The organism is Pseudomonas sp. B21-032 (assembly GCF_024748965.1).
In the GTDB taxonomy this organism is placed as follows: Bacteria; Pseudomonadota; Gammaproteobacteria; order Pseudomonadales; family Pseudomonadaceae; genus Aquipseudomonas.
Window position 1 is genome coordinate 3,472,019 of record NZ_CP087180.1, and the last position, 17,587, is coordinate 3,489,605.

General features: G+C 65.3%; 8 protein-coding genes. 1 reads left to right on the top strand and 7 read right to left on the bottom strand.

What is annotated here, in order from left to right; translation table 11 throughout:
• Positions 1-48: 48 nt before the first annotated feature.
• The 7 genes from LOY54_RS15865 to LOY54_RS15895 all read right to left on the bottom strand — a co-directional run bounded on the left by LOY54_RS15865 (position 49) and on the right by LOY54_RS15895 (position 14,978).
• Positions 49-9,207, bottom strand: coding sequence for a DUF4347 domain-containing protein (locus tag LOY54_RS15865; protein ID WP_258607101.1), 9,159 nt, complete (start codon positions 9,205-9,207; stop codon positions 49-51).
• 94 nt (positions 9,208-9,301) lie between these two features.
• Entirely contained in the window at positions 9,302-9,838 is a 537-nt protein-coding gene (locus LOY54_RS15870) for a phage tail protein (RefSeq protein ID WP_045194004.1), read from the bottom strand.
• A gap of 52 nt (positions 9,839-9,890) precedes the next feature.
• Positions 9,891-10,220: a DUF6916 family protein gene (locus tag LOY54_RS15875; protein ID WP_052676460.1), complete on the bottom strand. Its 330-nt coding sequence runs from the start codon at positions 10,218-10,220 to the stop codon at positions 9,891-9,893.
• Positions 10,217-10,720, bottom strand: coding sequence for a GNAT family N-acetyltransferase (locus LOY54_RS15880; RefSeq protein WP_195884376.1), 504 nt, complete (start codon positions 10,718-10,720; stop codon positions 10,217-10,219). Before LOY54_RS15880 ends, LOY54_RS15875 begins: the two co-directional genes overlap by 4 nt.
• 114 nt (positions 10,721-10,834) lie before the next feature.
• Positions 10,835-12,934: an HlyD family efflux transporter periplasmic adaptor subunit gene (locus LOY54_RS15885; protein ID WP_258607103.1), complete on the bottom strand. Its 2,100-nt coding sequence runs from the start codon at positions 12,932-12,934 to the stop codon at positions 10,835-10,837.
• On the bottom strand, positions 12,931-14,250 hold the full coding sequence (locus tag LOY54_RS15890; RefSeq protein ID WP_258593784.1) for an efflux RND transporter periplasmic adaptor subunit: 1,320 nt from the start codon (positions 14,248-14,250) through the stop codon (positions 12,931-12,933). Before LOY54_RS15890 ends, LOY54_RS15885 begins: the two co-directional genes overlap by 4 nt.
• Positions 14,247-14,978 carry an efflux RND transporter periplasmic adaptor subunit gene (locus LOY54_RS15895; RefSeq protein WP_408980595.1) on the bottom strand — a complete coding sequence of 244 codons (732 nt, stop codon included), beginning with the start codon at positions 14,976-14,978 and terminating at the stop codon, positions 14,247-14,249. Before LOY54_RS15895 ends, LOY54_RS15890 begins: the two co-directional genes overlap by 4 nt.
• Before the next feature lie 583 nt (positions 14,979-15,561).
• On the opposite strand from LOY54_RS15895, the gene tssF reads away from it, so the two are divergent.
• Positions 15,562-17,340 (top strand): type VI secretion system baseplate subunit TssF, encoded by a 1,779-nt coding sequence (gene tssF, locus LOY54_RS15900; protein WP_258607106.1) that lies wholly within the window; start codon positions 15,562-15,564, stop codon positions 17,338-17,340.
• The last annotated feature ends 247 nt before the right edge of the window (positions 17,341-17,587 follow it).

The following is a 17,587-nucleotide window of genomic DNA, read 5'->3' on the forward strand; positions in this document are numbered from 1 at the left end:
GGCCGCCCCCTGGTACGGCTCGATCATCTCTGAATAAGTGCTGGCGTTTCAGGTCCGGTTGCCGATCTGTGTCGGCTGTGCCAGAGCCATGGCCAATTCGCGTACAGGACGCTGTTCGGCGTCCTTGATGTCCTGCAACTGCTGCTCCAGCGAGGCGGCGCCAAACACTGCGCGCAAGCCTTGGGCAGGGTCGGTGGTGCGCCACTGCTTGCCGTCGAAAACCCGCATCGACTCGCCCTCCGGCGCCGCCTCGCGGGCAAACAGGGCGGCAAAGGTACTGCTGCCGAACACGCCCCCATCACCGCCGCCAAAACCGAGAAAGCCCTGCCCCGATCCGTCGCCGCTGCCATCGCTGCTGGCAAATACCTGGGCGATGAAGCTCGGCGCGCTGAGGCCGTTGTGAATGAAAATGCTGCCCAGGGTGTCGATGCCACTGCCCAGCGTGCGCTCCTCGAACAGCGGCGCGGGCAGCATCGGCGACGTGCTGGCAACCGACGGCAACTGCGGAACTTGTGGCTGCAGCAGCGGCACGCTCACCGCCGGGTTGCTGACGGGCGGATTGACCCGGAATTCGAGATCGCCGACATCCTGGCTCGGCAATTGATACAGCGGGCTGCTCATCGACACCGCCAGGGCATTGCCGGCGCCGTCGCGGATGCCGCTGTTCAGCGCGTTGAGGCTCAGCCCCAGGCCGCCCTGGCCGCTGATACTGCCCAGAGTTACCCGGTAGGTACGCGCATCCAGTTGCTGCACCGACTGCACCACCCCCGTGGCGCTGCCGCTGGACAGCACGCTGAAGTCAGCGGCATCGACGCCGCTGACCGCCTCGTCAAAGCTCAAGGTGTAGCTCAGCGTCCCCTCGCCGGGCGTTGCCGGAGTTTGCACGGCGATCTCGGCAGGCCGCGGTGCCCGGGCATCGACGAGGATGCCGGCGGTGCTGGCGACGTTGCTCAGGCCGGTGCCGGCATCGTTGCCGCGTGCATCACGCACGGTGCTGCCATTAAGGTCCAGGCTCGGCGCCACGCTCAGGCCATTGCTGGCCTGCAGGCCCGGGCTGATGGTCAGGCGGAACACCAGGGTGTTGCTGCCGGAGCCGGAAACGTAGTCGGCATACACCACCCGGCCATTGTCCAGGGTGACCGCCAGGCGCGGCGCGCCATCGGCGGTATCGACCAGCACCGCTTCGTCCAGCTGCACGCTGAACTCCAGCCCCTGCCCGGCGACATAACTGCCCGCCGCCGGCACCGCCACCGCAGTCACGCTTGGCGCCACGCGGTCGATACTGTAGCTGCTGCCTTGCAGGCCCCCTGCAAGGGCATTGCCGGCCGCATCGGTGATGCCGGTGCCGGTCGGATTCAGGTCCAGGCGCAGGGTGCCGACACCGCTGAGGTTGTCGACCAGGACGCTGTAGGTGCGCCCGTCAAGCTGCGTCACGCTGCTGATCCGCCCGCTGGCGCTGCCGTTGAAGGCCAGGCTGAAGTCGGCCAGGTCGACGCCGCTGACGCTCTCGTCGAAGCTCACGGTGTAGCGCAGCGAACCGCTGTTGCTCGGGCTGACATCGACGCGAACGATATCCGCCACTTGTGGCGCTGCGGTATCGATACGCACCCCTGTGGTGCTGGCGAGCCCGTTCAGGCCCAGGTTAAGGGGGTTGCCTGCCGCATCGCGCACTGTGCCACCGTTCAGATCCAGGGTGCTGCCGACCTGGATGCCATCGGCATCGTTGTTACCGGCTTGCACGCTGTACTGGAACACCAACTGGCCGCTACCAGAGCCGGACACATAGCTGGCATAGCGGGTCAGCCCGCCAATAGTCAGCTGCAGGCGCGGCGTGCCGGCAGAGGTATCGACGATCAGCGCTTCACTGGCGTTGACCGTGAAGCTCAGCACGTCGCCAGCGTTGTAGCTGCCTGCTGCCGGTACCGACACGCTGGCCACCGTCGGCAGCACAGCGTCGACCCGTACGCCACTGGTGCTGGCGACGTTGCTGAGGCTGATCAGCGCGTCATTGCCAACGCTGTCGCGCAGTGCACCGCCATTGAGCACCAGGCCGCTGCCCAGGCTGATGCCGGTGCTGTCGAGCTGGCCGGTGCTGACCGTCAGGCGGAACACCAGCGCGCCAGTGCCAGAGCCGGACAGATAATCAGCGAACACTGTGCCGCCAGTGTCGAGGGTGATTTGCAGGCGCGGTGTACCGGTGACCATCACCGCCTCGCTGAGGTTGACGGTAAAGTCCAGGTGCTGGCCAGCGACATAGTTGCCGTTGGCCGGCACCGTAACGCTGTTGACCGTCGGTGCCACCCGGTCGATCTGGTAGCTGGCGCCGCTCTGCCCATTGCTCAAGCTGTTGCCGGCCGCGTCGCTGATGCCGGTGGCGCTGCTGTTGAGGTCCAGGCGCAGGCTGCCAACGCCGCTCAGCCCGGACACCAGTACGCTGTAGGTGCGCCCGTCCAGCGAGGTGACGCTGCTGATGCTGCCGTTGGCCGTGCCACTGAACACCAGGCTGAAGTCGCTGGCATCGACACCGCTGACCGCTTCGCTGAAGGTCAAGTTGTAGCGCACGCTGCCGGCATTGCTCGGGCTGGCATCGATGGCCAGCAGCGCTCCAGCGCTGGGTGCCAGGGTATCGACCAGCACGCCGGCGGTACTGCCCAGGCCGTTGAGGGCCAGCACCAGGCCGTTGCCGGCGGCGTCGCGCAGCGTACCACCGTTGAGGTCCAGGGTGCTGCCGAGCTGAATGCCGTCGGCATCGTTGACGCCGGCATCGACACTGTACTGGAACAGCAACTGGCCGCTACCGGAGCCGGACACATAGCTGGCATAGCGGCTCAGCCCGCCAATGGTCAGTTGCAGGCGCGGCGTACCGGTGGAGGTATCGACGATCAGCGCTTCGCTGGCGTTGACGGTGAAGCTCAGCACGTCGCCGGCCTTGTAGCTGCCCGCAGCCGGTACCGCGACGCTGCCGATAACCGGCGCCACGGCATCGACATTGACGCCCGTGGTGCTGCCGACGTTGTTGAGTGTCGCGACTGCCAGATTGCCCGCCTGGTCGCGAACCGATCCGCCGTTGAGCACCAGGTTGCTGCCAAGGGTGATGCCGTTGCTATCGAGCTGACCGCTGCTGACCGTCAGGCGGAATACCAGCGCGCCGGTCCCGGAGCCGGAAAGGTAATCGGCGAACACGGTGCCGCCAGTGTCCAGGGTGATCTGCAGGCGCGGTGTACCGGTCACCGTCACCGCCTCGCTGAGGTTGACGGTGAAGTCCAGCTGTTGGCCGGCGACGTAGGTGCCATTGGCCGGCACGCTGACGCTGGTGACCTGCGGGTTGATGCCGTCGATGACCAGGTTATGGTTGGCCCCCAGCGAGTGGGCGGCGCCCGGCGTTGGCAAGGTCAAAACGGCATTGTCGAAGGTGGCGTTGCGAATCACTGCACCATTGAGGGCCAGGGCGGCGCTGCCGGCGTAGTCGAGGTCGGCGCTGGTATCACCGGCCTGCACGGTGTACTGGAACGTCAGGGTGTTAGTGCCCGAGCCGGCCACATAGGTGGCATAGCGATCGATAAGGCCGGTTTCCAGCAGCAAGGCCGGGATGCCGCCAGTGGTGTCGACGCTGACCATCTGGTCGAAGGTCAGGGTCAGGGTAATGCTGTCGCCGGTCTTGTAGCTGCCATTGGCGCTCTGCGCCGAGACATCGGTAACCCGCGGGTTCAACGAGGCGACGTTGATGTTAATGGTGTCGGTGTCGGTCTGCGCCCCGCCGCTGCCGCTGCCGCCCTGGTCGCTGGTGGTGATCTGCAGGCTGGCCGAACCGTGGTAGCCGGCCACCGGGGAGAACACCAGGCCGTTGAGCGCGGCGTTGATATCGCTTTGCGAGCCGGTGAAGGTCATGCTCGCATCGCCCGTGCCGCTGCCGACGGTAAACACCAGGCCGCTGAAACTCGACAGCGTCAGCAGGCCATTGCTGGCGGTCAAGGTCACCTGCAAGGCGGCGCTGCCGACGTCAATATCGCTGATGCTGATCAGGTTGCCGTTGCCGTTGTTGAAAGTCAGCGAGCCGTCCTGAAGGACGTTCTGGCTGCTCGGTACCTGGTTGACCGGCGCATCGTTGACCGCACCAATGGCCAGCGTCACCACCCGCTGAGTGAGCTGCGCCCCGCCGCTGCCCGTGTTGCCGCCATCGTTGTAGGTCACCGTCAGGTTGACATTGCCGTTGCCGTTGGCGGCGCCGATGTAGGAGACCCCGTTGGCGGCGATAAAGGCGTTGATGTCCGCTACCGAGCCGACCAGTATCAGACCGCTGCCCAGCGGGTTGACCGTGACGCCGGCGCCACTGTTGGCGCGCAGTTGGCCCAGCGCCACGCTCAGGGTCAGGGTGACCTGCCCGCTGCCGGCATCGGCATCGCTGATGGAAATGCCCGACACCGTGCCAGAAGCATCTTCATTGAAGTTCAGGCTGCTCGGTACGCTGAGGATCCCGGCGTCGTTGACGGCCTGGATGTTGACGGCCTTGCTGGCGACGGCGCTGTCGCTGTTGCCGTCATTGACCGAGAACGAGACGGTGCGCGTCGAGGTGTCGGGGTTGTCGGAAACGTTGCGATAGCCCACCGATTGCAGGGCGACCTGCCACTGCCAAAGGGTCGCGGTGGCCCCCGCCGAAGTCAGGGTCAGGACGCCGGTCGCGGCGTTGTAACTGGCGTTGATGTTGCCCGTAATCGGCGAACCGGCGCTGAACTCCAGTACATCCTGGCCGGCGCGGAAGTTGCCGGTAATGCTGATGGTAGCGCTGGCCAGGGTGTTGCTGTCGATGTCGCTGAGCGTCAGCCCGCTGTCGATTGCCACGGGCCCTGCGTTCTCGAAGTAGGTTTCGCTGCCGCCGCTGGTGGCGATCACCGGGGTGTCGTCTACTGTCGCCACGGTCAAGGTGCGCGTCGCGGCTGGGCTGTCCAGGGTGCCGTCGTTGACCACGAAACTCAGGGTCCGGGTAGCCGTGCTGGGCGATTCGCTCTGGTTGCTGAACGTCACCGAGGCCAATGCCGACTGCCACTGCGCGAGGGTGGCAGCGGCGCCTGCGGAGGTCAGGGTCAGTACGCCGGTGGAAACGTCGTAGCTGGCGCTGATGTTGCCCATGGTTGCCGGGTTGTTGGTAAATGCCAGCACGTCGAAACCGCCCTGGAAATTACCGATAATGCTGACCCTGGCGCTGGCCAGGGTGCTGTTGTCGGAATCGCTCAGGGTCAGGCCGCTGTCGATGACTACCGGGGTCGAGGGGCCGTTGTTGCCCTCGACGAAGTGCGCGCTGCCAGCGCTGGTGCTCAGGTTCGGCGCGTCATTGACCGCCGTGACGGTGATGCTGGCAGTGTCGCTGGCGATGGAAAACGCCGTGCTGGCGCCGCTGGCCGTGGTGTCGACCTTGCTGCCCTGCTGCCCTGCCGAGGCGCCAGTCTGGTCCCAGGCCTTGTAGGTCAGGGTTGCCACCATGGCGTTGGCGCCGTCGGGCACCAGGCGCAGCTTGTCGCTACCGCGCAGCAGCAAGGCGCTGTTGCCGGCCACGGCGCCGATATCGCTCCAGGTGCTGCCATCGGTGCTGTACTGCCAGGTGCCGGTGCCGCTGTTCAGGCCGGTGATGGCGATACCGACAAGGGCGCCGGTGTCGACATCGGTTACGCCACTGAGGAAGCTGGCAACGGTTTGCCCGGGGTTGTTCAGCTGGCCATCAGTGATGCCGATGAGCACCGGTGCAGTCGGGGTCAGCAGCGGCGCGTCGTTGACCGCGCTGATTGTGATCTGCGCCTGCGCGGTGCCGACCGAGAAGCTGCTGCTGCCGCCGTTAATGGTGGTGTCGCCAGTGTGGCGTACTGAGTTGCTGGAGGCCGTGCCGCTGGTCTGGTCCCAGGCCCGCAAGGTCAGGCTGGCGCTACCGGCATTGATGCCATCGGGGACGAAACGCACTTGCGTGGTGCTCGACAGCAGCAGGCCGGCGCTGCTGGAGACCGCGCCGATGTCGGCCCAGCTGAATCCGTTGCTGGAGTACTGCCAGAAGCCATTGCCGCTGCTGCCGATCACGGCGACGCCGCTCAGCGAACCGGCGCCGTCGACATCGCCATGGCTCAGCCCGGCGAGAATGCTTGCAATCAGTTGGCCGCTGGAGCTGCTGTCTTCATCGGTGCCCGGCAGCACGAACGGCCCGCCCGATAGGCTGGGCGCATCATTGCTGGCCTGCACCGTGACCGTTGCGCTGATGGCCAGCGAAGTGCTGTCGGCACCGCCATTGCCGGTGCCGCCGGTGTCAGCCACGCCGCTCAAGGTGATCACCCGGGTGCCGATGGTCGGCGCATGGCTGAGGTTGCTGTATTGCACGCCATCGATCAGCGTCTGGGTCAGGCCGCTGCTGATGCCGGCGGCCTTGGTCAGGGTCACCGTCGCGGTCGCGCCGCTGAGCGTCACCGAATAGCTGAAGCCGTTGATGGCCGTGGTGCCCGAGGCGCCGTTGACCAGGTCGATGTTGCTGCCGTCGAGGGTCAGGCGCTCGTTGCCGGGATCACTGACATTGCTGACGGTGAAGGTCAGCTGCTTGATGCCCTGCCCGGTCTCGACGGTAGACACCACCACCGCGCTGAACAGGTCGACCGGCGCGCCACCTTCGGTGAAGGTCGGGGTGCCGCCGCTGGCGGTTACCGTCGGTGCATCGTTGACCGCGCTGACATTGACGCTGACCAGGGCGCTGGCGTCGCTGGCGCTGTCGCCATCGTTGATGCTGACCTGCACCGTACGCGCCGCGGTTGAGATATCGCCATTGTTGCTGTTGCTGTAGGTCAGGTTGCGCACCAGCGCCTGCACCGCAGCGGCGGTCGCGTTGCTGTTGAGCGAGATCACCAGGTTGCTGCTGGCGCTGCCGCCGGCAAAGCTGCCGATGATCACCCCGGCATAAGTCACGTTGCTGCCCGAGACACCGATCTGCCCGGCCCCGCTGCCCTGGTTGAAGATCCCCAGCAGGTCTTCGCCGCTGACCCGGTTGGCGGTGATCGCCACGGTGACGTTGCCGCCGTTGAAGTCCGCCGAGTCCAGGTCGGTGAGCAGCGCATTGCCGCCGGCGTCGAGCAGCACCGGCGCCCCACCCTCGATAAAGGTGTTGCTGTCGCCATTGAGGTTGCCCAGCACCGGCGGGTCATTGGACTTGGTGGTGAAGTTCAGCGTGGTGTTGTTCTTCACCCCCTTGAAAATCGCGCCATCGCCATCGACGAAGGTCTTGGCGTCCAGGCGGATGGCATAGCCGGTGCCCAGTGCCAGGGGGACCGGCAGGGCGATGGTCCAGGTGGTGCCGGAGCCGCTGATCTGCGCACTGCCAATGGCGATGGTCTGGACCACGACATTGTCGAAGGTGCGCACGATGTAGATGTTGCCGCTGCTACCCTTGCTCACCGCTTCGTTGAAGGTCAGCACGATGTTGGCGTTGGTGTCGACGTTGCTGGCGTTGTCGCTGGGCGTCGAGCTGACCACGATCGGTGGGCGGTCGTTCTGTACATACAGGTTGCCGGCGGTGGCGTTGAACCCACCATACAGGTCGATATCGCCGTCGCCGTCGAAGTCGGCGGCGCGATAGGTGGTGCCGGTATGATCGACCAGGCTCAGGCCGGCCAGCGGCGACTGGGCCAGGGTCTGCAGGGTGAAGGTGCCGTCGCCGTTGCTGCGCGCATAGGCGAAAGCTGTGCCGTTGCCGCCAGTCTGGTAGAGGATGTCGGCATCGCCATCGCTGTCGAAGTCGGCCAGCACCATGCGGCCGAACGCTGCCGGGGCCGGGAACGAGGCGGTTGACTGGCTGCTGAAGGAGGCGCCGTCATTGCGCAGGTAGACCCCGGTGGTGGCGTTACTGCCGGCCAGTACGTCGATGTCACCGTCGCCGTCGATGTCGGCGGCGTAGTAGTTGCTGCCGTTGTGGTCCGGCAGCGTCAACCCGGCAAAGGGTGATTGCGCCAGGGTCAACAAGGTAAAGGTGCCGTTGCCGTTGCTGCGCGCATAGGCGAAACCGGTGCCGTTGGCGCCGGTCTGGTACAGCAGGTCGGCGTCGCCGTCGTTGTCGAAGTCAGCGGCGAGCATCCGTGAGCCGGCCGCTGGCGCCGGGAAGCTTGCCGTCGACTGGCTGCTGAAACTGCCGCCGTCGTTGCGCAGGTAGGTGCCGGTAGTGCTGTTGACCCCGGCCAGCACATCGAGGTCGCCGTCGCCATCGAAGTCGGCAACGTGGTAGTTGGAGCCAGTGTGGTCCGGCAGCGACAACCCGGCAAAGGGCGATTGCGCCAGGCTTTGCAGGGTGAAGCTGCCGTTGCCGTTGCTGCGCGCGAATGCCCAGAGCGAACCATTGCCCCCGGTCTGGTAGAGGATGTCGGCGTCGCCGTCGTTGTCGAAGTCGCCCACCACCACCCGGCTCCCGGCGGCGATGGTGGTGCCGCTCAGCGGCGCGCTGCCGGTACTCCAGGAGGTGGCCAGCAGCCCCTGGTAATCGTTGAGCGTCAGGGCCGTGGTTGCCAGCGGGCCGCTGCTGCGCTCCAGGGTCCAGTTGCCGCCCAGAGCACCGCTACCGGTGTCGTCGCTGGAGGCGCCGATGTCGGCACCGGTCAGGCTTGCCAGCTGGCTGACAAAGGCCTGGCCAGCATCGTCCTTGCCGACCTGGCAGCCATACAGCATCAGGTCGCCGTCGGCCTTGAGCGACTGGCCGATGGACTGCAGCGTCTCGCCGTGATCGGCAAGGTTGCTGCTGCTCAGCCAGACATTGCCCAACTGCACGGTACCCGACGCACCGTGGGAAAATACATGGATGGCATCCAGGTCGCTGCGGCCCTTGAGGTAGTCGGCCATTTGCTGCAGGCCGTCCTTGCCCGGGTCGAGCACCACCACTTCACTGCCCGCCGGCAGGCCCTTGAGGGCATCCTGCGGGTTGCTGATCTGGCCATCGACAAACACCACTTCATGGCGTTCGCTGGCACTGGCGCCACGCGTATCGGCCGTGGCCAGCGCGGCCTTGTCGGCCTGCGCGGTATCGCTTGCGCTGTCTTTGCCGGTGTCCTTGGCGGCCTCGGCAGTTGCCTCCTGGGCAACCACCGCAACCGAGGCGTCGAACATGATCCGCGGTTCCAGGGCAAACAACAGCGGTGCCTGAACGGCAGGGGTGGGCACTGGCCGGCCCTGGCGTTTGAATCGGTCGATGAACTTCATGTTGCACCTCAGGCTGTACGGGTTGTTGCCCTAAAACTGCTATGGAACGGCTATGGCAGCGGTGGCGCGCATCACGCGCCACCACGCCGGTTCATCAACCGCGCGAAGGGAAGATGCCTTCGGTGGCGATGATCATGCTCAGGCCCAGGTACGGGCTGAGGTTGTTGAAGGGCTGATTGCCACCGGCAACGCCACAGCTTTGCGCTGCCAGGTTGGTCAGCGCCGTGGGGTTGCCATAGATGTTGACCGTGCCCAGGTTGGCATCGCCGCTCTGCGCCAGCACCAGGCTTGCCGTGCCTTTGTCGGCGCCGGCAGCTTCCGTCGAGACCATTAGCGGATGGCTGTGCATCGGCATTTGCTGCACGGTCAGCGTGGTGTTCTGGCTACCTCCCGTTTCACCGAGATCGACTTCACCCAGGCCCGGGCCCTGGCCCCAACCGACGGGCGAGCGGCCGCGCAGGTCGGGCAAGCCGAAGGTGACCCGGCCGTCGCCGCCATAGATCGTGCCGAGGATCGAAAACAGCGCGGCGTTTTGCGATATCGCCATCAATTGCCCACTGCACATTGCATAACCACGGGGCGCAAAGTTGCCACCGAACATCTTGATCTCACCGAGGAAGGGATCACTCATCTGGCATTACCTGTTTTTGGGTTGTGGGTGTGAACAGATCAGTTCAGGGCGCTCAGGCCTGCGGCTCCCGCTCACGGTGCAGCACCGCCTGCAGCACATGGCGGCCATCGGGCTCGGGCTGCACCGGGGTCATCAGCAGCAACCATTCCTGCTGCTGCGGACCGATAACGCGGTACACGCCCTGCTGCGGCAGCAGGCCGGCGGGCAAGGCGAAAAACACCAGGAAGCATTCGTGGCGGGCGCTCATGGCCACGCCCTCACTCAGTTGCACGCGTTCGACGGCTACGCGCTGCTCCGGCCCCAGCCAGAGCGCAAAGGCATGGCGGTCGGCCGCTTGCAGCTCGGCGAAGGTGGGCATGGGGAACTGGCCGGCGGCGCTCATGAGGCCTGCGCCATCAGGCAGCCAGGCACCGGCTCACGCCGCAGGCGGCGGTAGACCCCCGACTCGCCGACCGGGATAAAACCAAGCCTTGCATACAGCCGTTGCGCCGGATTGTAGTGCTCGACACACAGCTCGCAGGCCAGCCCGCGCTGGTCGGCGCGGCGCAGCAAGTCGTCGAGAATGGCGCTGCCAGTGCCGTGGCCAATGCAGGCGGGCAACAAGGCGATATCGATGAGGTTAAGTGCAGTCTGCCCCCAGAACAGGTACAGGCGGCCGATGGCCTGGCCCTGGCGTTCGACCAGGAGGAACTCACCGTCCGGGTAATGGGCCTGGTAATACTGGTGCTGGGCATTGAATTGCTGGCGCAGAAACTGCGCAATCTGCTCGGCCGACCAGCCGCTGTGGCGCATTTCGCCGGCGCGGGTGGTGGCGTACAAATGCTCAAGGAAAGGCAGGTCGCCTTGGCCGATGGGGCGGAAACTCAAACCGAGTGGGTTCATCGTGTGTAGCGTCCCTGCGAGATGCTGAGCATTGATCCGTCCGCCCCAATGCCCCACGCCTGGCGTGAGATCATTGTGATGGCATTTTATTCTAATTGTCTGACAATCGCACTATCAAAATCCGCTTTCTCTTACCCCCAGCGCAGCCATTCGTCGCCATGCCGATGCCAGCAGCGATTGACCCTTGCCTTCGAGCACCACCAGCCCGCGAACCGGGCGTTGCAGGCCCCCAGGCGGGCTGTTTTCGAGGGCAAAGCGTACGCCGTATTGCCCCTGCAGCGGCTGCGCCCGGCGGTTCTCGTCGCGGCGGATGGCGATGGGGCCCTGGTGCTCGGAAACCAGCGCCTCCTGATCGATGGCGCTGACCCCGGTGGTGTCGATATCGCTGAGGCTGACCCGCAGCGAATCGCGCAGCGGATCATCGGCAACAAAATGCCCGGGCGCGCCGGCCTCGACCCGCCACAAGTCCGCTTCGGCCAGGTAACCACGCAGGCGCAGGCCCTCCTCGACCACTGCAGCCAGCGGCAACTGCGCGGCAATCCAGCGGCCCGGTGCCAGGCCCACGGCCAGGTCGCGTATCACCCCGGCGTGCGGCGCGCGCAGGTTCAGGCGCTCGCGCTGGGCGGCCAGGCCGCGGTATTCGGCCACCGCCTCGGCCAGGCGCTGCTCGAGGATGCCGCTGTCGGCGGCGGTTTCACTGCGCCCGGCCTGGCGACGCAATTGCAGCTGCAGGATCTGGATTTCGCGCCGTACGATCTGCAGGCGCGATTCCAGGTCCGGTGACTCCAGCACCACCAGCAACTGATCGCGGGCCACGCGCTGGCCGTCCTGCACATGCACCTCGCGGATACGCGCTGCGGTCGGTGCATGCAGGGCACTGACCCGCGACGCTTCGAGCAGCGCCGGCACCTCGACATCGCTGCGCCACGGCAACACCAGCACCAGCAGCACCGCCAGCAGGCCGAGGCCCAGGCCCAGCACCTTGCGCGGTTGCGCCCGCTGGCGTTGCTGCCACCAGTGCTGGCCCTCCTTATAGACCGGCAAGGCGATGAACCAAGTCAGCTCGACCAGCATCAAAAAGATGCCCAGCGCCTTGAAAAACAAGTGATACACCGCCAGGGCGATGCCGAAAAACAGCACTGCGCGCCACAGCCAGGCGGCGTAACCCCAGCTCAACAAGCGCCGGCGCATGGCCGCCGACCACGGCTCGGGCGCCGCCTCGCCATAACCGAACAGCGCCTCGCGCAAGCGCCAGCGGCACAGGGCGAAGGCCCGGCCCTGGAGGTTGTCGACCGCCCACAGGTCGCTGAGCAGAAAGTAGCCGTCAAAGCGCATCAACGGGTTGAGGTTGATCGCCAGGGTGGTGATCCAGGTGGCGCTGGCCAGCATGAACGCCGCCGTGCGCCCTGCCCCGTCCGGCAACAGCGACCAGGCCAGCAGGGCCAGGCAGGCCAGCAGCAACTCGGCGAGCACCCCGCCGGCGCCGATCAACAGGCGGGTGCGGCGGTCCTGCACGCGCCAGGCATCGCTGACATCGGTGTAGAGCATCGGCAACAGCACCATGAACGCCAGGCCCATACTCGGCACCCGGCAGCCGGCGCGTTTGGCCATGTAGGCGTGGCCGAATTCGTGGCACAACTTGGCAAAGCCCAGGGCGATGGCAAAGGCTGCAGCACCGCCGAGGCTCAACAGGTGGGGAAAGGTTGCGAGAAAGCGCTGCCAGTCGCGCATGACCAGAAACAGCCCCAGGCACAGTACCGTGGGCAGGCCGTAGCGCAGCAGGTTCGGGCCGAACCGCGCCAGCCACGGCCAGGTACGGTTGAGAAAGGCATCCGGGCGCCACAACGGGATACGAAAGAACAGGTACTTGTGCAGCAACTGGGTCCACAGCCCCTGGCGCTGGCGGGCGGCCTTGTCGGCGTAGCTGGCCCGTTGCTCGTCATCACTGGCGGTGACCAGGTCATGGCCACGCAAAAAGCGCAACAGCTCCTCAATGGCCGTGCCCGGCAGCGGCATGCCCGGTTCGCGATTGGCCGCGGCCAGCACCCGCGCCGGATCGCCCAGCGCCCAGTACCGCAACAGGCGCATGGCGGGCGCGCCGAGCTTGAAATAGCGCCCGCGCAGCGGGTCGGCCAGGGTCCATTGCGCAGCGCCGTCCAGCCCTGGCGCGGCGGGCGACAGTTGCAGGTCCGGGCGCAGTGCCGGCAGCATCAAAGGCCCACCGTCTGGCGCAGGGCCGCCAACGGCCGGCGCAGCAGGTACAGCGCCAGCGGTGCACGCTGGCCAAACAGCTTGGCGGTGCCACGCAGGCCGATGCGCGGCGGCGCGTCGGTAAAGCGTGCGTCCAGGCGATAAGCCAGTTGCCCGGCCGGAGTGTTCTGCGCTTCGTAGGCGGCGCGTTCGAGCTCGGCGCCATGGCGGTGCAACGGGTCGCTGTCGAGAAACAGCGCCACTTCGGCGCCAGGCTCAAGGCTCAAGGCATCGGCCACCGGCAGCTCGATGCGCAGCTCGGCCTGGGCCGGGTCGGCGATTTCCAGCAGACGCTCGCCGGTCTGCAATGGCTTACCGGTCAGGCGCTGGGCGTCGGCGAACACGGCAATACCGGCACGCTCGGCACGCACATCGGCGCGCGCCAGCAGCTCGCGGGCATAATCGCGCTCGGCGCGCTTTTGCTCGACACGGGCGGCCAGCAGGTCAAGCCGGGCGCTGGATTCAGCATCGGAAAAGGCTCGCTGGGTGTTGGCCTTGAGCTCGGCCTCGGCGACCCCGAGGGTGCGCTCGGCAACATCGGCCTGGGCCTTGAGGCTGGTGGCGTCGAAGCGCACCAGCACCTGCCCGGCCTGCACCGCTTGGTTGGGCTTGATCAGGAACTCGGCGATCACCCCATCCAGCGGTGCGGCCACCACCTGGCCGTTGCGTGGCACCACTTCGGCCGGCGCCAATACCGACTGGCGCACCGGCACCAACAGCACCAGCAGGGCTGCGGCGCCGATCGCCCAGCGGCTGCGTGCCGGCCAGCGCAGGCGCCATGGTTTGCCCGGCTGCAAGGCCAGCCAGGCATGGCTGTAACACTCGCCCAGGTGGTTGAGCAAGCTGTGCTCGGCCTCGACCCAAGGGTTGTCGCGGGCCAGCCACAAACCGCCAAAAACCACACCCTGGCGGTCCTTGAGCGGCAGCCAGAAGGCGTGGGCAGCTGACAACGACTGCCAGTCATCGCGGCTGGCCTGATCGAAACTGTCCGGGTTCAGCGGCCCGCTGGTGTCCAGGCGGGCGCTTTTACCCAACTGCGCGCCAGCATGCTCGATGAAGGCCACGAACGGCGCATTCGCCTCGACCACGCTGATCGCGGTCAACGCCCGCACCTTGCCAGCGATCAGCAGCGCGGCGTGGCGAAAGGCGAACAGCGGCTGGGGGTCGTTGACCATGCTGAAGGCCAGCGCCTCGACCGTGGTCGCGGCGCGGGCCTGATGCTCCAGGCGCAGGTAATGCGCCAGCAGCTGCTCCATGCCATTGGCTACTGGCGCGTTCATGGCTGGCCGGCGAAGTGCGCGGTGCCGCTCATGCCGGCCAGCAGGCCGCGGCTGTCGGCCGGCAGCGTGCCGATCAGCAGCAGGGTCTGGCTGCCTTCATCGATGCGCGCGCCCAGGCGCTTGACCACCGCCTGCAGCGGCGCGCCGGTTTCATCGGGGACGAAGCTGAAGGTCTGTTCCGGCTTGAGCTTGCCCAGCCAGCGCGAAGGCACCAGCAGGTGCACCTCCAGCGAACGGTTGTCGACGATTTCCAGCAACGGCGCGCCGCTGGCCACGCTTTCGTGGGCCTGGACCTTACGGGCAACCACCTGGCCGTCGAACGGGGCCTTGACCTGGCAGCGCTGCACCTGCACCTGATAAACCTGCGCCTCGGCCTGGGCCTGCGCCTGGCGCGCTTCGGCCAGGGTCACTTCGAAGCGCCCGACCGAATTGAGCGCCGCCAGTTGCTGCTTGTTGCGCAGCTCTTCACGGGCCGCACGCACGGCAGCGCCGGCGGCATTCTGCTGGGCCTGGTAAGCGCTGCAATCAAAACGCACCAGCACATCGCCCTTGCTGAACGACTGGCCTTCGGCGAACGGCATGTCCACCACCCGCCCGGCCAGCTCGCTGGCCAGCACCGCCTGCGAGCGCGCGCGCAGCACGCCGCGCACTTCGCTGACGCTCGAGGTCGCGCCCTCGAGCAGCGGATCGCTATCGCTGGCAGCCTGCGCCAGGCTTGCGACCATCATCAACGCCAGGCACCAGGCTCCGTGCTTCATCTCGCTGCATCCTTTCATTATTGGTTGTATGCGTTGTGTATCGGTTGCAGCGGCGCGAACCTGATTACCGTTGGTCAGCAGCCGCTGGCTGGCAACCCAGGCACCGCCCTACGTGCCAGGCACAGGTGGCATGGCGAGTGTAGTAGCGGGGAACATGCGCGAGGAAATGCGCGAACTGCAATCAAGGTAAGTGGCAGGATGCTATCAGTGTTTTTCGAGGCGCGGTAGCGGGTGCGAGGGGGTAAACACGGTATTTTTTTGGCCCGGCGAGCAGGCCTTCGTCAGCGATGAGAACGATGCTGCATCTGCGCCCGGTTCTCTACCAGCAGCACGCTCAAACACGTCTGAATACATACTCCAGAAAATACGAACTTACATCTTGTCAAAACATTTGCATTGACGCTTCAGCCCCTCTGGCGAAAACAATAAACTCAGACCGAGCGATACACAGAAGTTTGAAAAGAAAACATTAAAGATGCTTCCTACAAACAATAAAAGACATTAAACAACTTCCCCCAATACGTTGAATGTAAACGTTCACGCAGGGCCGCACATGTCATTAAAAAGTCGCTATATGGAAGAACGCCGGCGCCTGCGCGAACTGGCCGACGAATTTGCCGAAGACGATCCGCGCCTGGCGCACTTTCTCGGCAGCGAAGCCTCTGACCCCGACGTCGAGCGATTGATGGAAGGCTTTGCATTCCTGACTGCAAAGCTTGCGATGAAGATCGACGACCACCTGCCGGAAATCACCCAGCCGCTGCTGCAACTGGTCTACCCCAATTTCCTTCGGCCCTTGCCCAGCGTCACCCTGGTGCGCTTCGACCCGATCGATCATGCGCTGAGCGAAAGCCAGCTGATCCCCAAGGGTACCGCGCTGTTCTCCAAGCCGGTCGACGGCGTGAACTGTACCTTTCGCACCTGTACCGACGTGACCCTCTACCCCTTGGTCATCGATGAGATCTGCCACATCGACAGTGCCAACAAATCCATCGTCCACATCGACCTTGGCGCGCTGACCGAGCAACCGCTGCGCCAGCTCGACTGCGACCGGTTGAGCTTTCATCTGGGAGACGCTGCAAGCAACGCCCTGACGCTCTACCAATGGCTGTCACAGCACCTGCACAAGGTGGTTTTGCACATCAACGACCATCGCTATTCCCTCCCGCCCGCGACCTTGACCTTTGCCGGTTTCGAACCCGGCGAGGCACTCCTGCCAAGCCCGGGCGAGCACCTGGATGGCTACCGCCTGATACAGGAGTACTTTTACTTCCCGCAGCGCTTTCACGGCTTCAACCTGACCGAACTACGCCGCTACTGGCCGGACGCCGCAGCCGAGCATATCCGCCTGGAGCTGCGTTTTGACGCGCCCTTCCCCAACGGTTTCCAGCTCGACCGCGACAGCCTTTCACTGTACTGCACACCGGCCATCAACCTCTTCGACCACCCGGCCAGGCCCATCCCGCTTGACGGGCAGGCCGTCTGCGAAGCCGTGCAACCCAGCGGGCGGCAAGCGCAGGCCTATGAGATTTTCAGCGTTGACAAGGTCGCTACCCGACGCCGGGACACGCAGACCTCGCAGGATCAACAAAGCCTGGAGTTTGCGCCCTACGAAGCACTGCCCCGGCGTGTCGAACGCGCCGAAGAGCGTAGCGCACACTATTACAGCGTGACGCTCGAACAAGACCTGATCAAAGAGCGGGCGCGCCATGTCATCCGCCTGCTGCACGGTGATCAACGCCCTTACCGGGGCGAGCAGCAGACCCTGAACATCGACCTCACCTGCTGCAATGGCAACCTGCCCCTGCAACTGGACATCGGCGATATCAACCTCACCACCCAGGCCACGCCCTCGTTTGCCACCTACCGCAACCTGACCCGCCCGACCCGCTGTTACCCACCGGCGCTGGATGACGACCTGCACGGGGATGTGCAGTGGGTACTGCTTTCCAACCTGGCCCTGAATGACCTGTCGCTGTCCTGCGCCGACGCGCTCAAGGCGGTGCTGCAAGTCTATGACTTCGTGGCGCCCTATGACCTGCAGCACAAGCGCGCCACCCAGCGCCGCCTGAACGCTATCGAACACGCCAGCACGGCGCCGACTGACTGGTTGATCAAGGGCCTGCCCGTGCGCGGCATGCTCACCACGCTCAGGGTCAACCCCAGCGCCTTCGACAACGAGGGCGACCTGCAACTGTTTGGCAGCGTGCTCTCGCACTTCATGGCGCTGTATGCCAGCAGCAACTCCTTTCACCAGCTGGAAATCATCAACAGCGTGCGTAACACCAGCTTCGTCTGGCCCGCACGCACCGGCCAGCAGCCGGTGATGTGAACCCGGCAGGCCGCCACTCCCTGAGTATGAGCCGGAAAAAACTACGCGTGCGATGCGCTTAGTTGCGTTCAATAACGTGCACTTAAACCGCTCTGTAATCAGCAGAGCAAACGACTACGCCTGCAAAAAACACCCCAAAAACAACAAGTGACTTTTCCCACAAGCATTTAGGAAGCCCAACAAAGACAAGGCAGTAAGTTACCTCTTACTGTCTCCCCCCTCTGTAAGAACAAATCTTGTTGGACGT